Genomic DNA, 20,589 nt, shown 5'->3' on the forward strand with positions numbered 1-20,589 from the left:
GCTGCGCTCCCCGCCAGGGAGCCGCTGCGCGGCTCGCAGTGGGTCGAGTGCCGTTGCCGTCGATCGAGTCGCTTCGCTCCTCTGAATTCCGAATCTTGGTTCTCACCAATCAAATTCATCGCAACGTCTGAACCGGTACCCGATACCCGAACGAGGCTGGGGAGGAGGGGAAGGGTCACGAAAAGCGCCCCGTCTCGCGTCCACTGCCTCGTCATCATCATGCTCCCAATCATACACCACACCCACCCAACCGCAAAAACAACCCGAAAACATAAAACACCGAAACCATCACCACCACAACAATATTAGACGTTTACAAAAACACCATCGTGCACAACCCACGAAACGCACCCAACACCAACCGAATACCGAAACACACTGAAACACAACAACATTCAAAACACCCAAAAACGAGCCACACAACACCCCCGCCCGACCCGGCACCACTCCCCCCACACCACCGAGCACGAACACCGCGCCGCCGGCCGCTTACTTCGACATGGGCGGCTTAGTCTGGCTTCCCAATCTATTGCCGTCACGTACGCAACCCGAGGTCCGGCTTACGGTTACCCGCCTCAAAGCCGACATCGTCGTCGATACGCGCCGGGCATCTATGGGACTATGCGTCTATCGGAGGCTTGCGCCAACATTATGCTTCGACGATGACGACAAAGGATCAGCAAGTAAAGCACGTTGTAGAGGGCATGGCGCTGGGTGTCCTCGCGCAGGGTGTTACGGCGGTAACCAGCGCAAAAGTCGAGTTCGAGCTTGGATTCAATCATGCATGGAGGAACTGGTCCCGCACAGCACATTTTCCCAGCATTACCGGCTTCGATCCCGGCAATCAGTTCTGGATCGGAGTCGGAAAATCTGAGGGTCGACGGAGTGTCCGCGCTGCATGGCGCCGCGGACAATGGTCTGAACCCTATGTCCTTCTAAGCGAATGGACAGTCGATGAGTGCCTCGACTGTCACGCGGACGAACGCGCTTCAGCCGACGACTGGAAAGATCTAGGGGCACTGTACGTGGCTGAATTCAAACCCGAACATCTACGACGCGCCGAGGACTGATCGGCAATATCAGATACTCAGCTGGCGAGAACTCAACTGCAGCAAAGATTTCTCCTCCAATTGTTCGACGAGTGCATCGGAATCAAATGAGGGAAATCGCCAGGTCGAGCATCAACTCCACTCACCTACCGGCCCGACCCGTATCCCCCACTGCAGCAACTGGACCTTTTGAAAGAGAAGAGGAGTAGTCATGACCGGAGTGACAGGATCCATCGATTGGCCTTCACTCGGCCGTGAGAAGTTCGAGCGGATCGTCGAAGTGATGCTCCGCCGCAGATGGGAGAACGCCGGAGCCACCGTCATCTGTCCTGACGGGCGCGGCGGTGACGGTGGAATAGACGTCGAAGTTCAACACCCGGACCAGCGCAGAAGCATTTACCAGATCAAACATTTCCCGGACGGTTTCAGTGGAAATCTCAAGCGCACGCGGCAACGACAGATCTCAAATTCCTTCGTCACAGCAATGACGCTCCTCCCGGCTCCGGCAGAGTGGTTTCTTGTCGTGCCGGCAAAGCTGACCAAGGGCGAACGAGAATTCGTCCTTGCGCTTGAGAGTCACCGAATCCTCGAGAAGGAAAGAATTACCCCGCCTGCTGTTGGCATAGTTGGAATCACCGAACTCGACGATATGGCAATCGACGACCCCGGTATCTATCGGTACCTTGCACGCAATCTTTTGAGAGGTGATGTCGAAGCGTACAGACTTGAAACCGAGACCCTAACAGGTGGAGCACAAGACCTGCACCGCAGACTCACTGATCTCGGGAACCTTGCTGATTCGACCGACCCGCACTGGGGCTACGACTTCACCCGCCACGGCAATCGCACGACGGTGACCGTCAGGCCCCTCCACCCCTCTGCTGCCCACGTTTCACCGATCACCACTTCGCTTGATCTGGGATTTAGCCCTGAACACGAAGCCGTACGCACCCAACTCGAGCGCAGCCTACGTTTCGGCGCATCCGGCGATGTGGTCCTCCCTGCGGAGGTGATACGGCAGGTCAACATCGACGGACCCGAACTGATCCGCGGTACCCACAACGAGGTCGAAGTAGTGCTCCGGGGACTGGGTATCTCAGCAGCCGTTGGCACCCCCGTGACAATTCAGTTCTCCGACAGCGGAGGCACCATTCAGGCTTCCCACAGGGCACAGTCATCTACGCGGACAGAGGTACCGACGGATACGCACTGCGCGCCAAATTCTACGACCACCTCACCTGCGAATTTTTGATCCCACTAGAACGAGGGCAGAAGGGAAGCAGCGATATCTCCTATACGCTCACCAAGATCCTGCCGAGAAATGCAGTCGGGGTCATTGAGCTGGTGCGGCTGTTCCACATGGACGAAGCGGTGTGCAAGGTCTTCGTCAACGGTGATCAGCTGATGTCGTTCTCAGTTGATCCGCATCCTGAACGCAAAGAAGACGACGATCTCGACATCATCTACAACTGTGCCTACGACCTCGACGTCGTCCAGCGTCACCTGCACACCAGCTTCCACCTACCTGTCGAGTTCAGCGTCGAAGACCGCATCAATCTCCGCATTGCGCGCATCATGATCGGCGGAGACGTGACCCAATCGATCCAAGCACCCGCGCTCATCTGGACCCTGTCAGGCGTCGATTCCCCCGAAACACGTCAACGCCTGAACGAACTGTCGGTTATCCAGGCGTCGATCAATTATTCGTTCCAACTCGGCAACCGCACCCTCGATCTTGGAACCGCCGTGATCTTTCACCCTTCAGCTCGCGCAGTAAACGGAGCTGATGCCATCGCTGCCTTGAATGCCGGAACAGCGGCGAACTTCGAAGTCGAGCTCATACCTAGCGATAGTGCATATTTCAATGTCTTTCTGCCCCAACTGCTGCGAGACCCAGAACGTCCGATGCTCGCCGAGTGGACTCTCCCTGGCATCACCCAACCCGACAGCGAGACCGAATGACCCATCAGACCCGTTCTTACATAAGGAAACCCGGATCGGTCGGCCGCCAGGACGAGCACGACGTGAACGAGGCAGGCGTCGAACAGACAGCACAGCGGCCTGTCGTCCTTCACATCATGACCACTGGTGCCGCACAATCTCCTCATCCGCGATCATTGTCTGATGCAGACTGGAACCGACCCGGCCGTCGCGGGCGTAGATGTCGAGATCACCTCGATGAGCGAGGATCGCCTCGATCGCAAGGCCTATTCGCGCAGAATCGCCGAGCGTATCCACACCGCTGGTGGGGGGCCAAGTGTCGTTTTCGGGCTGACTGGGTCCTGGGGAGCGGGGAAATCGTCGGTAATCAACATGATCACCGAGGTGTTGGAAACAGAACACAGCGTTGAGTGGTCTGTTACGGCATTCACCCCCTGGTCTGCCTCGAACACCGTCACCTTGGCCGATGAGTTCTACAACGCCGTCGCGTCGGCGATGCCTGCCAACGTAGCGGGGCAGAAGGCCCGCACGTTGCTCTCGGCAGCTGCACCCACAACCATTGCTGTCATCAAGGCAGCCGGCGTTGCCTTCGTCGAAAAGCACCTCGGCGACGGCGCGGTCAAGGACATCACCGAGGCTGCGGTCGACGCAGCAGCCGAACAGGCCGGCGGTCACAGTTTCACCCCCCGTTCCGATCCCTTCACCAAGCGGTTCGAAGCAATCTCGGACGCCATCTCGCAAGTAGGAAAGAACGTCTTGGTAGTCGTCGACGATGTCGACCGCCTTCACGCAGACGAGTTACTGGCAGTGATGAAAACCGTCCGTCTACTCGGGCGGTTTCCGCACGTCCATTACCTGCTCTCCTACGACGAGAAAACTGTCGTCGATGTTCTCACCCGAACCGATCTAGCCAACAACGACCCTGATCGAGCCCGGGATTACCTCGAAAAAATCGTCCAATACCCATTCGAGCTGCCGCCCCTGCGTAAATCGCATCTCACCACTGAACTACGTCGACAACTGAAAGCGATCGCGCGATCGCACGGAATCAGCTATTTCACTCCGCCACAACAAGATTCTGATCCAGCCGAGATGGTGTATCGCATCATCCCTGAGGAAGAAGGCCTCACGCTCCGACGTATCTACCGCCTGTGCAACCAGGTAGACGTCATGCTTTCCCTGATAGGAGGTAAAGAAATCGATCTCACCGACGCAACGATTATCACCTATCTGCGTCTGCACCATCCCGATCTGTACCGCAAGTTGCCTCGCTGGCATTCAACGCTCACCCGAACACACATCTACTTCTCCAACAACACGAAGGAACCTACGGCTGAGGAATGGCTGGTGCGAATCGCTGACGTCGTGCACCTCAAACCCGACGCACCGCTCGTCCGCGAGCTTTACCGTGTCCTTCGCGGCCTCTTCCCTGCCCTACCGCACCTCACCGGGCTATATGTCTTGCCATCCGAGGCCCCGCTAGGTGTACGCCTTCCCGCATACTTCCATCGGTACTTCGCCTTCGGAATGCCGGAAGGCGACGTCTCCAACGCATCCGTACGGGCCGATTTCTCCATCCTGCTTTCCTCAGGCCAGTGGCCGCAGCCCTCCGTCATCCAGACCGCCATCACAGATCCCGACATGAACTTTCAGGTCTTCCAAAAAGTATTCGATCAGGTGGACGAGATCCGCTCCGCCACCGCCGAGAACTGCATAAGTGCAGCGCACAAGATCGCTGCAGAATGGTTAGACACGGAGCGGGGCATATTCAGCCGTTGGCACACTCTGATCTACCTACTGCTCGGAAAAGCTATCACCGACGCACAGACAGCAGAAGCTGCACAAGAAATCGTCGACGCGTTCTGCAAAGAATTCGGACTCAACGCTGTCCTTGAAGTAGGGCACAGCCCCGCGGAAGAGAACTTCGTCGACCACGCCCGGGTCCGGGAAGTATTCCGTTCTGTCGACGAAGCCATGATCGAGGCCGTCCTGAACGACCTCACGAACGATCGATCTCCAGACGAACGAGTCAGCACCTCAACCCTCGACTACGCGCGATACCTCGACGAACAATCATGGACGAAAATACGCCAGGCGACAGAGAAGCTACTCAACGACGGATCCCGCACCCAATCCGACATCGCCGCGCGGTTTGTATCCGTCGCGCTCGTCAACAACGGACACCGGACAGTGCGAAAACTCCGCGAACTCGAAACAGAACTATTCACCTACGTCATCCCCCGAGAACAGTGGAGCCTGCCCGACTTCCCGGAACCTCCCGACACCGAACCCGACGAAACCGAACACACCCTGGAAACCTGTAAGGCGTTAGCGTCACAGACTATTCGCTCAATGATGAGCGCACGCCCCACCGACTAGAGGCAGTTCCCCCTCACGACCATCCCGTCGAAGTCAGGCGGATGAGCCGCCTTTCCTGGAGCTCCAGAGTCGGACCGACCCTTCGGCACTCCGTGCGACCATACCTTCGCCCACTCCGTACACGCTCAAAGCCGGCAGTCCCCGTTGCTCAACGCATCCGCCTTGGCAGCGATGCACTCGTGTACGGAGTGGGACTGCTCGATGTATCGCCCCAGATCACTATCAAGCCAGGCGGCGAGAGTGATGATGTTGCGGATTTGGTGGCCGGCGTCCATGTTGTAGATGCGTTCGTGGTGTGCAACTCGATTGCGCAACCTGTCGAATTTACTCAGGGCATCACGCACAGGTCCAGGCCTACGCGGGTCGGGATACCCAGGAAAGGCCTTGTGCAGAAAAGGAAGCCACAGACGCTGGTAATAGTCCAAGCGCCCGCCATCTACTCGCGCAATACCTTTGTCGGCCATCGACACCCACAGTCCGAGCGTTGTGGCACCAACGACATCATCGCCGGTTGGGGAGATACCATTGCGCTTCAACTTGTCTACCGAACGGTTGAGTCGATCCAAATGCCTTGGCAACAGGTGAATTCGAGGATTCTCACCTAAAGCCAGAGTATGCCATCCAGTCGTTTGCGAAACCTGGAAGTGATCACAGAAGGCGTTGTTCATAAGATTACGCATCGCCACTTCGACCATCGCAATCGGCCCCAGGAAGCACTCGGACAATTCAACGTTCCACAGGTACAAGCGTTTGGCCTGCTCTGGAGAACTGGAATGCGCAAGGTAAGGGGCAAACTTGGCGGGACTCACAAGGCGCTGAAGGTCGAGCACTGCGGGATCCGACACCCGATGACCCTATCGGTAAAAAAATGCCCCTGGGGTCCAGCACCGCGAACGGCCGGTATGCCCAAGGGCTTGCGGTTACAAGTATGGCAAGCAGACGGGAACGATGTCAACCGTACCCCTGAACCTGCCGCGGGTAGCCGTTTCACCAGCAAGGCATCGCCAACATTAGGACGGGTGCGGTTCCTTTAACCATATGAAAACCTACAGAGTCACCCTGCTGCGGGCGGATACAGGCAAAATGGCAAGCGGGCGATACGTCTCGACCCAGCCCATTCTGGTCGCAATGACTGGGAGGCACGCACGAGCTCACCTGTGGGCAAAGGGTTCGGCCCCCCTGGCTCATTGCCGAATCACCGGACGCACCGGCGGAGGCGTGTACCGCGAACAACGCCCCCGCGCAGGTCTTCTCAGCTGGATCGGTTCGCCGAACAACTCCACCCGCCTCTGGTCACGAAGAAACCCGCTCACACACTCCCACAACTCATCAGCACACACCGGAGCAGCCGGGCCCACCAACCCGATCAACAAACCGAACACCACATCATCGCCGCAATCCACGACCGCCTCGTACGAACCGATCAACACCGCATCCTCGGGAAACCGCCCACACAGCTGCCCCAACTCCCTCAAAAACCGTTCGCGGCACACACCAACACTCACGCGCTTCCGTCCCTCCCCCGCTCGACCGGCCGGACACACCCCACGCCCCGACGATAACGATCGCCCTGTCGCCCTCGCTTATTACCTCTCCCTGACTGGAACCACGCGTCGCCGCCACCCGCCCGATCCGATATAACTTCATCGAACAAGCACGCGGAAAACACGCAAGATCGGAAGGGCGTACGAGTGCCGACAGAGGACAACAGAACATTAGAGCCGATCGCGAAAGCCGGTGCCCCACACCGAGTCGGAGGATTCCTCTACCACCGCCACGGCGACCGATGGGAATGGTCCGACACCGTCGCCCGCATGCACGGATACGACCCCGCCACCATCACCCCGACCACCGAACTGCTTCTCTCCCACAAGCACCCCGACGACAGAGCCCACGTCGCCCACACCTTGCACACGATCCGCACCTCCGGCGGAGCATTCAGCAGCCGCCACCGCATCATCGACACCAAAGGGCACACCCGCTCGGTCGTCGTCGTCGGCGACCGCGTCCTCGACGAGCACGGTTAGGTCATCGGCAGCTCCGGCTTCTACATCGACATCACCGACACCATCGACACCACCGTCACCGAAGCAGTCGACGACGTCGTCGCCGACCTCACCACCTCCCGCGGAGCGATCGAACAAGCCAAAGGCATGCTCATGCTCATCTACCGCATCCCCGCCGACCGCGCCTTCGACGTCCTCGTCTGGCACTCCCAACACACCAACACCAAACTCCGCGACATCACCGAAGGACTCCTCACCCGAGTAACCACCGACCTCGACATACCCACCGCGGTACGCACACACTTCGATCATCTCCTACTCCACACCACCTGACACGACGCTGCAACGTCGGGCCAAGACCCGAACCTCCCCGCCGTGGGAACATCCAGACCCCGGGAGTTTCGTACCGCCCGTACCGCTCCTACGCCCAGAAACGCCGCTTCGAACGGCCACTTGCCGAAGTGTCGCGAGACGGGCACCGACCGTGTCGCTGCGCGCTGGCCACTAGACCCTGGCAGTGGTTGTTGAGTTGTGGCGAGAGACCAGCGACTCGCTACTGGCCGACGCCTGTGAAGTCAGGTCGTTTTTTGGCCACGAATGCGTCGACGCCTACTCTGCCCGTCGCGCTGTTCGCTGCGCGGGCTATGCCGTCCCGCTCGGCGTCAAGTTGTTGTGTCAGTGTCGCGTCGGGGGACTGGGTCAGAAGTTGTCGTATCGTCGTGTAGGTCGCGCGAGGGCCTTCAACGAAACCGCGCGCGACACGTAGAGCTTCGGTCTGGACGTCGGTGTCACGGACGATGCGGCTGAGCAAACCGAGGCGCGCAGCCTCCTCGGCGTCGACCACCGTGTCGGAGAGAAGAATTTCTCTGGCTCGACGTGCCCCCACGATGCGAGGCAAGGACCAGGTGATGCCTCCGTCTGGACTCAGACCGATTCCGGGATATGCGGGACGCATTCTGGTCGACGGCCCTCCGATGGCGATGTCGGACGCGCAGACCAGACTCATACCGGCGCCGGCTGCCCATCCCTGGACAGCTGCAACCACGGGGACGGGGCTCGTGGTGAGGGCATCCACGAATGCGTGCAACGCGGTCGCCTTCTCGTGGAGGTAAGCCCCGCGGTCATCGGCTGCTGCGAAGTCGAGCACGTTGCCCCCTGCGCAGAAGTTGGCACCCGTCCCTGTCAGCAGAACCGCGCCGACCTCGGCGCCATGACCATGCAGGGCCGCAGTGGCCTGGGCAATCAGAGTGAAATCCATCGACGTGCCTGCGGCCGCGGTGGCGATAGGAAGGTGTAGCACGCCGTCGACAAGAGTGGCAGTGACGGACATTTCAGAGTTTGACATGCCGAATTCCTATCTCGTCGCAGTTTCGCGGTCCCGGAGATCTTTCCGGAGGATTTTGCCCGCAGCGGACTTCGGAACGAGGTCGATGAACTCGACCCGGCGGACCTTCTTGTGCGGCGAAACCCGGTCGGCAACGTAGGCGATAACCGCAGCACCGTCGAGATCATTGACACCGGGCTGGGCAACGACAAACGCCTTCGGGACCTCCTCTCCCTCGTCGTCGAGTACTCCGATGACTGCGGCGTCGGCGATCTGCGGGTGGGTGAGCAAGAGCGCCTCGAGTTCGGCGGGCGGCACCTGATACCCCTTGTACTTGATCAACTCTTTCATCCGGTCCACGATCGTCACCACCCCGTTCGCGTCGACGGTGGCGATGTCGCCGGTATGCAGGAACCCGTCCGCGTCCAGAGTTTCTGCGGTGGCCTCCTCATTGCCCAGGTAACCGACCATGATGTTCGGCCCCGCACACCACAACTCACCCGGATCGCTCGTTCCGTCCGCCGGGTAAGCGACCTCCTTCCCGGTGGACGGATCGACAAGCTTGCACTCCATATTCGCGACCGAGGGCCCCACGGAATCCAACGGAATGTCATCCCGGTCGAACGGGATCGCATGCGAGACCGGACTCATCTCCGACATCCCGTAGCCCTGCCGGACCCGGCAACCCAGCCGATTCGCCACCGTCTTGCCCAGCGCCTGATCCAGTGGCGCGGCGCCGGAGAAGATCGAATGCACACTTGACAGGTCGTAGTTCTCGACCAGCGGATGCTTTGCCAGCGCCACCGCGACGGGTGGGGCGATGAACAGATACGTGCACCTCTGGGCGGAGATGATGCTCAGGAAATCGGCGAGGTCGAACTTCGGCATCGTCACCAGGGTGGCCTGGTTGTAGAGGGCGGCGTTGAGAAGCACCGTCATCCCGTAGATGTGGAAGAACGGCAGCACTGCCAAAAGTTTGTCGTCAGCGCCGATACCCATCCGCGGATTGATCTGGCACACGTTCGCAACCAGGTTCCGGTGCGTGAGCATCACCCCCTTCGGCTTGCCCGTGGTCCCTGACGAGTACGGCAGTACCGCGAGGTGGGTGGACGGGTCGAACGACACCTCCGGCGCCGGGCGCCCCTCGGCGAGAAGGTCCGCCAGCGACTGGTAGCCGTCGGCACCATCAAGGACGATCACGTTCTCGGCCGGAATCTCGACTCTTACCGCCGCATCCTGCGCCTGCGGTAGGAGCGCGGAGACGGTGAACAGAAACCTCGCCTTCGAGTCGGTGAGTTGCTTGGCGATGTCCTCCGCCGTGTACAGGGCGTTGATCGTTGTCGCGACACCCCCAGCCCGCAAAATTCCGTGAAATACCGATGCAAACGCCGGCACGTTCGGCGAGTGCAGCCCCACCACCTCGCCGGCGGCCAACCCGCGCGCGGCTAACGCCCCTGCGATGCTGTCGATCTGGGCGATGAGGGATTGGTAGTTGGTGATCGCGCCCGAGGTGCCGTCGATCAGTGCGGGTCGGTCCTCATCGGCCGGGTCGATTCGGGCGAAGAGGAAATCGTAGACACTGAGGTTCGGAATCTCGACGTCCGGGAACGGGCTCTTGAAACTCACAGGTCTCTTCCTTGAAAGTGGTGCAGCTGTGGGAGATTGGGATGGGGTCCGGTTACTGGGTTGATTCAACCGCGGAGTTGATCAGGCAGTGCCCCGGTGATGATCTGCTGAGCTTCGGTGAGGATCGAGCTCACCACTTCCCCACAGCTGTCGATGTCATGGATCAGGCCTTGTGCCTGGCTGGCCCACCACATGCCGCCTTCGACGTCGCCATTGCCGTATACCTGTTCGCGGCCGCGAGCACCGCTGGCCAAATGGGCGATGTCATCGAAGGTGGCACCTGGCTGGAGTGAGCGAGCGGCGATTTCTTCGGAGACCGAGTTTCGGGCAACGCGGGCGGAATTGTGAAACTCGCGGAAGACGATGACCGTGTCTCGTTCGGTGTTGTCGACGATCTGCCGTTTGACGTTGTGGTGGATGGGCGCCTCGGTGGTCGCCATGAAGCGGGTACCCATATTGACCGCGGAAGCACCGAGTGCGAGTGCGGCGACAAGCCCTGCTCCCGTGGCGATTCCACCGCTGGCGATAATCGGAATGGACAGCGCCCGAGCCGCGGCGGGAATGAGCACGAGGCCCGGGACGTCGTCCTCTCCGGGGTGGCCAGCGCACTCGAAGCCGTCGATGCTGACCGCGTCCACGCCGAGTCGCTCCGCTTTGACCGCATGACGGACAGCGACTGCCTTGTGGATCACCTTGACACCGGCTGCCTTGAAGGAAGGCAGATGTGGCGCCGGGTTTCCGCCGGCGGTTTCGACGACGGTGATGCCGCTGCCGATGATGGCGTCGCGATATTCCTCGTAAGGCACCGGCTGGATGGTCGGCAGGATCGTGAGGTTGACACCGAACGGTTTGTCGGTGAGGTCGCGGCAGCGGGCGATCTCCTTGACCAGCGCCTCGGGCGTGGGTTGGGTGAGTGCAGTGAGGAATCCGAGAGCGCCGGCGTTGGCGACGGCGCTGATCAAGTCTGCGGTACCGACGGCGGTCATGCCACCGCACACTATGGGGTGCTCGATCCCGAAGGTCTCGGTAAAGGCATTGGCGAACATAAGATTCCTTGTCCTTGGGTGACGCCGCCGACCATCACTTGCATGACGCCGCCGACTATCAGAGGTGTTTGGGTTGCTAGATCGACGCATTGTGCGCCGGGGCTGTTCAGCGGCTCCGAGTGTGCGGGGCACCCTGTTCATCTGGACGACTCAGACTCGCCAGTACCGCTTTCGCAGCTCGCTCGCCAGAGGCGGCCGCGTCTGCGAGGGACGGCAGATCGAGTTGGTAGTCGCCGGCCAGATGGATTGCTTGTAGTGGATCACGCAACGCCGGAAGCGAATTCCTTCGCCCGGGCGCCCAAAAGGGCACGACCCGGCGGTGCCGACGCACGATCCCCTCCCCCAGCTTGCCGTCCAGCTCGGGGAATACTACGAGCAGGTCTGCCGTGAATCGCGTGACGATCTCCTCGTCGGACAAGTCGAACAATGCGTCAGCCTGGGCACCGCCGGCGAAACAGGCCAATGCTCCACCTGGCGTACGGTGGTCACCTCTACGCATCGCCGCGGCGTGATTGAACATCGCCTGGAATGACAGTTGCGGTGTTGACACGGCAAAGTAGTCGTCCCATCGCTGCGACCCGACTTCGTCGGTGAAGAATCCGACTATCACGTACCGGCCATAGGTGATGTCGTTGAACGCGTTTCGCTTGCGCTGTGGGAGGTCCGGGATGATCCGCTCGGCGATGTCGGCGGGTGTGGTCACGATCGCTCGTTTCGCCCGCAGTCGCACCGGTCGCTGGCCGTCGTGATAGTCGACGATTATGCCGCCACGATCCTGCCGCACGGTCTGCACCGGCGAGTTCAGACGGATCCGGTCGCCGAGATCTTCAGCCAGGACGTCGGTCAATGTCTGGTTGCCGCCCACTGGCAGTGAGAAGTTCGGGATCTTGGCCGGGTCGGCCAGCGCGAGGCCCACCGACGTGACGAATTGGGTAGCCGCCGTTTCCTCCACCTCACATCCCATCCACTGCGCGGACCACGACCGGACGACGGCGGCGGCCAATTCCGACCGGACGCCCTTGAGTAGGTATGAGGCCAGTCTGGCGTCGAGTTGTGCGCGAACCCGGTGCGCCATTCGGCTTTGAGACTCCAGGAACGGTGCGACAGCGAGGATGCGTGCACCGACGATGGCCATGCCCAGACGGTCCATCATGGACATTCGCGTGCGGAACATGAGCGCGAGGGGATTCGAAGTGTCGACAACCCCGCCATTCAGGAACAGCGCGACGCTCTTGCCTGCGAGCGATCCCATCTCGATGCCGTGTCGGTCGAGGGCGTCGATCAGTGTGCCTGTGCCCTCGGTGAATTGGGTTCCGAGGTTGATCCAGTAGTCGCCTTGCCGGATGGTCTCGACTCGTCCGCCTGTTCGATCGGTGGATTCGAGCACTACCACCTCGGTCGTCGGCGACAGCGTGGAGGCCGCCATGAGCCCGGACATGCCGGCACCGACGACGACTACCTCGGTCGTCTCTTCGTGTGTTGTCATTTTCGTTTCCTGACTCGGGATCGTTAATTGGACGGGCCTAGTGAATGACCGTCGGCCAGACCGAGTCCCTTACGGGCAACGCATCAGACCTGTACGAGGGCAACCGGCGCGGTTAATCAAAGTGACAGGCTTGTCGGCTGCAGCCACGTGTTCGGTAAGATTCAAGCCGTGATTTGAGCGCTGCCGCTGACCGCCTGGGCGTCGACGCGTTTGTTGTAGGCGTCGAACGCCTGGTAGGCGCGGTAGTACGCGAACATCTGCAGGCCCCACGTCGACAGCGCGAAGATGTAGAAGATCGTGTGCTCGGCGTCATCACCGGGAATCTGAACGAAGTCGTAGGTCGCCGCGATGACGAACCCACAGGCGGTAGCGAGAGCTGCCCACACCGCGTGTCCATGCTCCCCGATGGCCCATAGACGCCTGACGAAGTAGATCAGGAAGATGGTCGTGAGTACGTTGGCCCCAATGTAGAAGATCTTGCCCGGGGTACCGATCTCTTCCGCGAACTGACTGAGTAGGAAGCCCACTACGGTAGCCAGGGCGAACGCGCCGACGTCCACTGCGATGGAAGGCTTGTATCGGTGGGTCACTTTCATCAGCCCCAGGACGAGGATCAGTGTGATCCCGACGGACCGGGAGAAGGCGTCGAGAAAATAGGCGAAGGTGTACATGGGACTGTCGTGACCGGCCTTGACGAGGCCGTAGATCAGGAAGTTCGAACCCGACGTCGCGACGACGATCCACTCGATGCCGAGCAGGTAGTTCTTGTAGTGTCGGATGAACTTGATGCCGTAGGTGAATCCGACGGCGATCATCCAAATGTCAGCGACCGCGAAGAGTAGTTCTCGGATGGTCATGGTTTTCTCCTTGCAGAGTGGGCTTCCGCCGGGGTCATTTCCTCAGGGCTGCCAGGCGGTCGCTGGCGCGGTCAGCGAGCCAGCCCGCATGCAGCGCGGGCCCGCTGACGAAACTGGGCCAGAACCGCTTGCGTCCGTGCCAGATCGCCGTAAGGTCCTCGTGCAGTGGCGCCCCGCCGACGTGGTCGGCGAGCAGATGACCCACATACTGTGCTTGGGCGAAGCCGTGACCGTTGCAGGCCGCCGAGTAGAGCACATTGTCGGAGGCTTCACCCGCGAGAGGGAGCCACGTGGAGCTCATGCCGATCCAGCCGCCCCAGGCTTTGGCCGCTTTGATGTCACGCAAGCCCGGGAAGCGGTCGTGGAATCCGCGGACGAGGTCGTCGGCGACGTTCTGCGCTGGGGTTCGGGCCGGCAGTGGGTTGCGGCCGGTCTGCAGGCGGCGGGTCCCGAACACGATGGTGCCGCGGGGAGTGACGCGGTAGCTCTCGAGGATCATGTGCAACGTGACCAGCGGGGCACGACTGGTCCAGCCGATCTCGTCGAGTCGTGCTGGTTCGACAGGTTCAGTCTCCACCAGCGAGGTCCACACCGGACTCGAGAGATGCTTGGGCGCAATGGACAAGCCGTTGCTGTACGCATTCGTGGTCAGAATCGCTTTACGGGCCCTGACCGTTCCATTCGGTGTCTCAACGGTCACGCCGTCGCCGGTGTCGGTGATGTCGCGAGCGGGAGTACGTTCGAAGACACGCACGCCTGAGGTGATGGTCGCCTCGCGCAATCCAAGCGCGAACTCGCCCGGGTTGAGTGTGCCGCCGACTCCCTCACGTATACCGCCGAGGAAGCCTTCAGGCAATCCGGCTTCGCGGCCGTCGACGAGTTGCGCCGCCGAGCCTGCTTCCGCCATGACCTTCGCGTTGCGGCGCGCATGTCGCAGCTGCCCCTTGGACACCGCGCCGATCACGATGCCCTCCTGCTGGTACCCACAGTCGATGCCGTGCTGAGTTATGGCCTCCTCGGCGAAGTGCACGGCATTTTCGGCGTACCGATACAAATTTCGCAGTCGATCGCGCTTGAGCAGCAGTCCTAACAACTCCGGGTCGGCGGCGATCGAGTTCGTGATGTATCCGGCATTGCGTGAGGTGGCGCCCGACCCGAGTGTTTGCGCTTCGAGAAGCACTGTGTCGACACCCTTGTCGGCCAAGCGCAGCGCTGCGGACATCCCCCCGCCGCCACCGCCGATCACGACCACGTCGCAGTCGATGTCGCCGAGCAAGGGTTGTTCGACCGCGGTAGGTAGTGGCGCCCAACCGGTGTCTTGGATCAGCTCCATGCCTATTTCTCCGATTCGTTTGCAGGGATCACTGCAGTGCCGCGAGCCCGCACTGCGATCAGAGGCGGATCGAGGACCTGAGCGCGGCCGGTGTCATCGGAGCCGCGGCAGATCACGCGAAGCTCGAAATCGACTGTGCGACTGCGATTGCCCTTCTTCACAAGAGAAGCTTCGGCCTCGACGACATCACCGCCACGGACCGGGGTGAGGAACTCGACCGACGAGTATCCGGCGAACAGCCCCTCGTGTCCGTCGATCTCGATCGCCAGGTTGGTACCGACGTCGCCGAAGAGTTTGAGGGCGTAGGCGCCGTCGACAAGATTTCCTGCGTAGTGGGCATCGGAAAAGGCGACGTAGCGTCGGTGGACTGTCGTACTCATGAGATCTCCTCGTGGATGGGGCCGAGATTGCGGGACTTCGTTTCACCGTCGATCTCGACGCCGGGGTAACCGCGCTTGGCGATCTCGGTGCACATCCGGCGGTACTTGCCGACCCCGCCCACGTAACCCATGAAGGTGTTGGGTTTTCCTTGCACGTTGGAGCCGCGATACCAGGAGTCGGTGGTGGCGTACAACGTTTGGGAGACGGTCCCCTCGGTGATGTCCACCCAGTCGTTCTGCGCTTCGGAGGTGGCCGCGATCACAGTGGCGCGCGAATCACGGGCGTGCTCGATCAGATCGGTGATCCAGTCGACGGCGTGCTCGATGGTTACCACCACGTTGCTCGCAAGCGCAGGACTCAGGGGGCCGCCGATCATGAAGAAATTCGGGAAGTCCGCGGCCATGAAGCCGAGGTAGGTGCGGACACCGTCCTGCCAGGTCTCTTGCAGTGTCTTGCCGGAAAGACCGGTGAGGTTCAATCCGTAGAGCGGGCCGGTGAAGGCGTCGAACCCGATGGCCAGTACCACCACGTCTACCTCGTAGTTGCTCGACGAGGTGACGATCGCGTTCGTGGTCATCGTCTCGATCGCCTCCTCGCGCAGCGACACCAAGGACACGTTCGGGCGGTTGTATGTTTCGTAGTAGTCGGTACCGAAGACACTGCGCTTTGCGCCCAGCGGGTGGTACTTGGGCACCAGTAGCTCAGCAGTGGCCGGGTCTTCGACGATCTCGCGGATCTTGTCGTGTATGAATTCCGATGCAGTCCGGTTCGCCTCGGCGTCGGTGAGCAGGTCGGCGAACTCGGCGCCGACGCCCTGGAAGCCGCTCCGCTCGTACGCTTCCTCGTAGCGCCGCTGCCGTTCCTCGTCCGAAACGTCGAAGGCTTTGTCGGTTACAGGGCGATCCGGAATCCCGCCGGGTGAGTGCCGGCACTCCTCACGGATCGCCGGGTAATCGTCCTTGATGGTTCGGATCCGTTCCGTCGGGAGTTCGGCGTTGCGCGCCGGCATCACGTAATTCGGAGTGCGCTGGAACACGGTCACATGTTCGGCGACCTCCGCGATCAGTGGGATCGCCTGTACGCCTGAGGATCCGGTGCCGATCACGGCGACACGCTTGCCGGCGAGGTCGTCAAGCGAGATGTTCCACCGGCTGGTCGAGACCTGGACGCCGGTGAAGTTCTCGAGTCCCGGCACGTCGAAGTCTTTGGGGGTGGACAGTCCGCCGGCTCCGGAGATCAGGTAGCGACAGCGGCGCATCTCGCCGTTGTCGAGTTGCACGTCCCACAGCCGGTCGTTCGCGTTCCATCTCGCCCCGATCACTCGGGTATTGAAGGTGAAGTGCTTGCGCAGGTCGAAGCGGTCGGCGACGTGGTTGATGTAGCTGAGGATTTCGCCTTGCGGCGCGAATCGCTGGCTCCACGTCCAGTCTTGTTGGAGGGCCTCGTCGAAAGAATACGAGTAGTAGATGCTCTCGACGTCGCAGCGCGCACCCGGATAGGTGTTCCAGAACCAGGTTCCGCCGACGCTGGGTCCGGCCTCGAATCCCGCGAACGTCCATTCTGCGGTTGTCAGTCGGTGCGCCAGGTAGAGACCGGAGAAGCCAGCGCCCACGCCGATGACGTCGACGATCTCGGGTGCGGAAGGCGAGGAGAATTTCATGTATTGCCACTTTCAATAATGATCATACGACTTGATCAAATGACTCACTCTATTAGAACAGTGGCCCCCGTCACAGTCAAGGGTCCGTTCCAGAGGATTTGTAGGGAGTTACAGGGGCAGTTCGGGCGAATCGACACCGACCACACGGTCGCCGCAGAACACGCGGATCGTCTCACCGGGGGCATGACCGCCGATTCCCGATGTGCCCCAAAAGCTTTGCGCGGACCCGTCGGCGAGGTCGGCAATCTTGGCGCCGTTCACGCGCACCTCCCCTGAGAGCACGCGGGATCCGATCTCGATGGCGCGGTCCACGTCGGCACCGAACACGTATGCGTCCAGACCTGACGGGTTGGCGTTGGCCACGCGTAGCGCGTCTTCATCGGACTCCACCGCGTGCAAGCTCACTAGCGGACCGAACAGTTCCGCGGTTGCGACGGACGCGTCGACTCCGGAAGCGACGGTGGGCGAGAGGAAGAACCCGTCGAGTGCGGGTAGCTGTGCCGGTTGATGGATCGTCGCGCCGTGGGCGCGCAAGTGGTCGACGCGGGTCTGCAAGGTGGCGTAATGCGGGGCGTTCGAGATCGGTCCGAGCTGGGTGTTCTCGTCGAGTGAATGCCCGATCTCGATGCGGGAGATGCGATCGAGCAGCGCGTCGAGGAGCGGCTCGTGAAGGCGCTTGTGCACCAGTACTTTTCCGGGGCCCTCACACCACTGCCCGTTGAGTTTGGTCATTCCGTCGAAGATTCCGTCGGCAGCCACGTCGATATCGGCGTCACCGAGCACGAGGGCCGGGTTGTTGCCGCCGAGCTCGAGCTGGAGGACTTTGAAGTCCTCGGCGGCGGCACGGGCGATCGCCCGGCCAGCGTTGGGGCCGCCGGTGAACGAGACGATCTTGACGCGGCGGTCACCGGTGATTGCCGCGCCGACGTCGCCTGCTCCGTGCACGAGCTGCAGCGCGCCGTCGGGCAGTCCGGCTTTGACGAAGCATTCGACGATGATCTGGGCGCTGCTCGGAGCATGCTCGGACGGTTTGAGGATGACGGGGCAGCCTGCGGCGAGGGCGCTCACCATCTTCGCTGCGGGGATGAAACTAGGTCCGTTCCAGGGGGTGAGGATGGCTGCGGGACCCCACGGGACCTTGTACAGCCGCACATCGCGGCTACCGGCTGCCAGCGCAGTGCGGCGCGGGAGAGTGCGCAGATCTGCGGCGGTGGCGCGGATCCGGTGCGGGAGAAACTCGGCGACCGTTCGCGTCTTTGCGATCGGGACGCCGCTGGTGAGTGCATCGGTTCGAGCGATGTCCTCGATCCGGGTCTCGACGATGTCGGCCGCGCGTTCGATGATCGCAGCGCGTTCTTCGCTTGCCGCATCGTCCCAGCGGTCGAAGCCGTAGGACCGTTCGGCGTGGCGCAGCGCCCGCTCCACGTCGTCCGGGCTGGTGGTGACGGTGCGGTGGATGGGTTGCGCCGTGTTGGGGTCGAGATTCGACGAGTCCGGGATGACTCGGCACTCGGACCATCCGTCCGCGATGTAGTTGATCGGTTGAGGCAGTTGGGTATTCGACATCTGCGGTCTCCTTCGGTGTCTAATGGTGGATGAGGTGGGTGTGATTCACGTGGTGAGGTCGGCGACGATGCGGGTGACCTCGCCCGACTTCATCGCCTCGAAGCCCTTGTTGATCTCGTGGAACGGGATGACGTCGCTGACCATCTCGTCGAGCAGCAAGTGGCCCTGAAGGTAGAGACGAGCGAACTGGGTGATGTCTTCGTGTGCTTGGCCCGAGCCCATGTAGGAACCGATGAGGCGTTTCTCGCCGAAGAAGAAATCCGACGCCGGAAGAGTGAGGTCGGTGCCGTCGGGTGCGATGCCGACCAGGCATGCGGTGCCTGTGGCGCGCAGGACCGACAGTGCGGTCGCAGCAGTGCGTGCGGAACCGACGGCTTCGAACGAGTAGTCCACGCCGTCACCGAGAATGCTCCGGATCTCGGCCGCGACATCGGCGGCACCGTTCACCACGTGCGTGGCGCCGTAGGTGCGGGCTGCGGCGAGGCGGGTGTCGTCGAGATCGACGGCGACGATCGCCGAGGCGCCTGCGAGCCGTGCGCCCTGGATGATCGCTGATCCGACTCCGCCGCAGCCGATCACGGCCACCGTGGCGCCGGGGCGTACCTGCGCTCCGCGGAAGACGGCTCCGACGCCGGTGATGATGCAGCAGGACAGCAGGCAACCGATGTGTAGCCCGACCTCGTCAGGAATTTTGACCAGCGAGTTCTCCCGCATCAGAGTGTGGCGGGAGAACGCGCCGACGTCACCGAGACGTTCGACGACCTGACCTGAGGGCAGTTGGAAAGCAGGACGGGGGCGCTGCCGGATCTGCGCCGCACGCTGGCACTGCGTCGAGTGCCCTACTTGGCAGTTGCGGCACAACCCGCAGGACGGTGTGAGGGCACCGACGACGCGGTCACCTCGGCGCAGCGAGGTCACCGCAGAGCCGACCGACTCCACGATGCCAGCCACCTCGTGCCCGACGACGACGGGCAGGTCGGCGCCCACGGTACCGGTCATGTAGTGCAGATCGCTGTGGCACAGGCCGACATTGGATACGGTGAGGCGAACCTCGTGTGGTTCGGGCTCGTCGACGTGGATTTCGGTGAATTCGAGGGGTTCATTCACCGTGGTGAGAAGTGCTGCTTCAGTGGTGATCATGATGGTCTCCGGTTTCAGTTGCTCGGCGCGGGCACTGAGGGTTCCGCGTTCTTCGATGCCCAGAAGCCCGCAACGCCTTCGGTGAAGGCGCCCGACTCCCAGGCGCGGCGGGCAGCGTCGTCTTCGCGGGCGAAGGCGGTCTCGATGTCCTCGAGATTCGGGCGCAGCAGCTTCAGGTGTAGTGCGGTGATGCGAGGATCGGAGTTCCACTGCCGGACGAGCTCGACCGCGTGGCCGACCAACGTCCCCGGCGTCACGATCTCGTCCAGCAAGCCGATGCGGAGGGCGTCTTCGGCTCCGATTCGGTTCGATCCCAGTATTATTCGCATCGCGTGGTTGCCAATGAGCCGGTGCATGAGCATGCTCGAGGCATTGGAGATGATGATCCCGCGGTGGTTCTCCGGCTGGTAATACTCGGCGGCGGGAGTGCCGATGCGCGAGTCGCAGCACAGTGTGATCTCGGAGGCGCCGCCAACCGCGATTCCGTTCACTGCTGCGATCACGGGGACCGTGGTGCCGACAATGGCGCGGGTGATGTCGTGGAAAGTGGCAAAGGCTTCGTGGATTTCGTCATAGGTGGTCGGCGCCGCTTGTAGGTCTTCCCCGGCGGAGAATGCCCGCCCGGTGCCTGTGAGCACGATCCCGCGGACGAGATCCCCCGCCCCGAATCTGCGTATCGTCTCGGCCAACTGAATGCGAGTGGCCACGTCGATCACGTTCAACTTCGCCGGCCGGTTCAATGTGAGCACGGCGACGTCGTCGTCGATGTGTGTGTCGAGGTAGTTTTCGGTCATA

The 20,589-nt window shown here is 61.6% G+C and carries 17 protein-coding genes and 1 pseudogene; 5 read left to right on the forward strand and 13 right to left on the reverse strand.

The window, feature by feature from the left end:
• Nucleotides 1-662 precede the first annotated feature (662 nt).
• A complete protein-coding gene (locus ACN50D_RS30580) occupies nt 663-1,070 on the forward strand; it encodes a hypothetical protein (RefSeq protein WP_212634154.1) in 408 nt (135 codons plus the stop codon).
• Between the two features lie 223 nt (nt 1,071-1,293).
• Here the strand turns inward: ACN50D_RS30580 and ACN50D_RS30585 are convergent, their stop codons facing one another.
• The gene (locus ACN50D_RS30585) at nt 1,294-1,461 is read right to left on the reverse strand and encodes a hypothetical protein (protein WP_212634153.1); all 168 of its coding nucleotides are present in this window, start codon (nt 1,459-1,461) and stop codon (nt 1,294-1,296) included.
• 72 nt (nt 1,462-1,533) lie between these two features.
• Here ACN50D_RS30585 and ACN50D_RS30590 point away from each other — a divergent pair, with 72 nt between their 5' ends.
• From ACN50D_RS30590 to ACN50D_RS30600, 3 genes are all read left to right on the forward strand, one after another.
• Nucleotides 1,534-2,301 (forward strand): hypothetical protein, encoded by a 768-nt coding sequence (locus tag ACN50D_RS30590; protein ID WP_212634152.1) that lies wholly within the window; start codon nt 1,534-1,536, stop codon nt 2,299-2,301.
• A 107-nt stretch (nt 2,302-2,408) separates the two neighbouring features.
• Nucleotides 2,409-3,011, forward strand: a complete 603-nt coding sequence (locus ACN50D_RS30595) for a hypothetical protein (RefSeq protein ID WP_212634151.1) — start codon at nt 2,409-2,411, stop codon at nt 3,009-3,011.
• A gap of 162 nt (nt 3,012-3,173) precedes the next feature.
• A complete protein-coding gene (locus ACN50D_RS30600; RefSeq protein WP_212634150.1) occupies nt 3,174-5,369 on the forward strand; it encodes a P-loop NTPase fold protein in 2,196 nt (731 codons plus the stop codon).
• Between the two features lie 125 nt (nt 5,370-5,494).
• Here ACN50D_RS30600 and ACN50D_RS30605 read toward each other — a convergent pair whose 3' ends face one another.
• On the reverse strand, nt 5,495-6,214 hold the full coding sequence (locus tag ACN50D_RS30605) for an Abi family protein (RefSeq protein WP_212634149.1): 720 nt from the start codon (nt 6,212-6,214) through the stop codon (nt 5,495-5,497).
• A gap of 879 nt (nt 6,215-7,093) precedes the next feature.
• Between ACN50D_RS30605 and ACN50D_RS30610 the strand changes: the two are divergent.
• Nucleotides 7,094-7,708, forward strand: a pseudogene (locus ACN50D_RS30610) (PAS and ANTAR domain-containing protein).
• 220 nt (nt 7,709-7,928) lie between these two features.
• Here ACN50D_RS30610 and ACN50D_RS30615 read toward each other — a convergent pair.
• The 11 genes from ACN50D_RS30615 to ACN50D_RS30665 all read right to left on the reverse strand — a co-directional run bounded on the left by ACN50D_RS30615 (nt 7,929) and on the right by ACN50D_RS30665 (nt 20,588).
• Nucleotides 7,929-8,720 (reverse strand): enoyl-CoA hydratase/isomerase family protein, encoded by a 792-nt coding sequence (locus ACN50D_RS30615; protein ID WP_212634148.1) that lies wholly within the window; start codon nt 8,718-8,720, stop codon nt 7,929-7,931.
• A 9-nt stretch (nt 8,721-8,729) separates the two neighbouring features.
• Entirely contained in the window at nt 8,730-10,325 is a 1,596-nt protein-coding gene (locus ACN50D_RS30620) for an AMP-binding protein (protein ID WP_212634147.1), read from the reverse strand.
• Nucleotides 10,326-10,390: 65 nt separating this feature from the next.
• Nucleotides 10,391-11,371 carry an NAD(P)H-dependent flavin oxidoreductase gene (locus ACN50D_RS30625; RefSeq protein ID WP_212634146.1) on the reverse strand — a complete coding sequence of 327 codons (981 nt, stop codon included), beginning with the start codon at nt 11,369-11,371 and terminating at the stop codon, nt 10,391-10,393.
• Between the two features lie 106 nt (nt 11,372-11,477).
• Entirely contained in the window at nt 11,478-12,857 is a 1,380-nt protein-coding gene (locus ACN50D_RS30630; RefSeq protein ID WP_212634145.1) for a flavin monoamine oxidase family protein, read from the reverse strand.
• Between the two features lie 161 nt (nt 12,858-13,018).
• Nucleotides 13,019-13,714 (reverse strand): transporter, encoded by a 696-nt coding sequence (locus ACN50D_RS30635; RefSeq protein ID WP_212634144.1) that lies wholly within the window; start codon nt 13,712-13,714, stop codon nt 13,019-13,021.
• 34 nt (nt 13,715-13,748) lie between these two features.
• Entirely contained in the window at nt 13,749-15,047 is a 1,299-nt protein-coding gene (locus ACN50D_RS30640; RefSeq protein ID WP_212634143.1) for an NAD(P)/FAD-dependent oxidoreductase, read from the reverse strand.
• 2 nt (nt 15,048-15,049) lie between these two features.
• Nucleotides 15,050-15,427 carry a hotdog domain-containing protein gene (locus ACN50D_RS30645; protein WP_212634142.1) on the reverse strand — a complete coding sequence of 126 codons (378 nt, stop codon included), beginning with the start codon at nt 15,425-15,427 and terminating at the stop codon, nt 15,050-15,052.
• A complete protein-coding gene (locus ACN50D_RS30650) occupies nt 15,424-17,088 on the reverse strand; it encodes a flavin-containing monooxygenase (protein WP_212634141.1) in 1,665 nt (554 codons plus the stop codon). Before ACN50D_RS30650 ends, ACN50D_RS30645 begins: the two co-directional genes overlap by 4 nt.
• A 108-nt stretch (nt 17,089-17,196) precedes the next feature.
• Nucleotides 17,197-18,654, reverse strand: a complete 1,458-nt coding sequence (locus tag ACN50D_RS30655) for an aldehyde dehydrogenase family protein (RefSeq protein WP_212634140.1) — start codon at nt 18,652-18,654, stop codon at nt 17,197-17,199.
• A 45-nt stretch (nt 18,655-18,699) separates the two neighbouring features.
• A complete protein-coding gene (locus ACN50D_RS30660; protein ID WP_212634139.1) occupies nt 18,700-19,794 on the reverse strand; it encodes a Zn-dependent alcohol dehydrogenase in 1,095 nt (364 codons plus the stop codon).
• Between the two features lie 14 nt (nt 19,795-19,808).
• The gene (locus ACN50D_RS30665) at nt 19,809-20,588 is read right to left on the reverse strand and encodes an enoyl-CoA hydratase/isomerase family protein (protein WP_212634138.1); all 780 of its coding nucleotides are present in this window, start codon (nt 20,586-20,588) and stop codon (nt 19,809-19,811) included.
• Nucleotide 20,589 lies beyond the last annotated feature (1 nt).

It is taken from the genome of Rhodococcus sp. SB1D, assembly GCF_048573875.1.
In the GTDB taxonomy this organism is placed as follows: domain Bacteria; phylum Actinomycetota; class Actinomycetes; order Mycobacteriales; family Mycobacteriaceae; genus Rhodococcus_F; species Rhodococcus_F qingshengii.

Bases quoted from the DNA above. Each gene is read 5' to 3' on its own strand.
- ACN50D_RS30595 (WP_212634151.1), top strand. From the start codon at position 2,409: ATGGACGAAGCGGTGTGCAAGGTCTTCGTCAACGGTGATCAGCTGATG.
- ACN50D_RS30660 (WP_212634139.1), bottom strand. From the start codon at position 19,794: ATGATCACCACTGAAGCAGCACTTCTCACCACGGTGAATGAACCCCTC.
- ACN50D_RS30580 (WP_212634154.1), top strand. From the start codon at position 663: ATGACGACAAAGGATCAGCAAGTAAAGCACGTTGTAGAGGGCATGGCG.
- ACN50D_RS30655 (WP_212634140.1), bottom strand. From the start codon at position 18,654: ATGTCGAATACCCAACTGCCTCAACCGATCAACTACATCGCGGACGGA.
- ACN50D_RS30600 (WP_212634150.1), top strand. From the start codon at position 3,174: ATGCAGACTGGAACCGACCCGGCCGTCGCGGGCGTAGATGTCGAGATC.
- ACN50D_RS30640 (WP_212634143.1), bottom strand. From the start codon at position 15,047: ATGGAGCTGATCCAAGACACCGGTTGGGCGCCACTACCTACCGCGGTC.
- ACN50D_RS30615 (WP_212634148.1), bottom strand. From the start codon at position 8,720: ATGTCAAACTCTGAAATGTCCGTCACTGCCACTCTTGTCGACGGCGTG.
- ACN50D_RS30645 (WP_212634142.1), bottom strand. From the start codon at position 15,427: ATGAGTACGACAGTCCACCGACGCTACGTCGCCTTTTCCGATGCCCAC.
- ACN50D_RS30665 (WP_212634138.1), bottom strand. From the start codon at position 20,588: ATGACCGAAAACTACCTCGACACACACATCGACGACGACGTCGCCGTG.
- ACN50D_RS30635 (WP_212634144.1), bottom strand. From the start codon at position 13,714: ATGACCATCCGAGAACTACTCTTCGCGGTCGCTGACATTTGGATGATC.
- ACN50D_RS30590 (WP_212634152.1), top strand. From the start codon at position 1,534: ATGACGCTCCTCCCGGCTCCGGCAGAGTGGTTTCTTGTCGTGCCGGCA.
- ACN50D_RS30630 (WP_212634145.1), bottom strand. From the start codon at position 12,857: ATGACAACACACGAAGAGACGACCGAGGTAGTCGTCGTCGGTGCCGGC.
- ACN50D_RS30625 (WP_212634146.1), bottom strand. From the start codon at position 11,371: ATGTTCGCCAATGCCTTTACCGAGACCTTCGGGATCGAGCACCCCATA.
- ACN50D_RS30650 (WP_212634141.1), bottom strand. From the start codon at position 17,088: ATGAAATTCTCCTCGCCTTCCGCACCCGAGATCGTCGACGTCATCGGC.
- ACN50D_RS30585 (WP_212634153.1), bottom strand. From the start codon at position 1,461: ATGTTTGATCTGGTAAATGCTTCTGCGCTGGTCCGGGTGTTGAACTTC.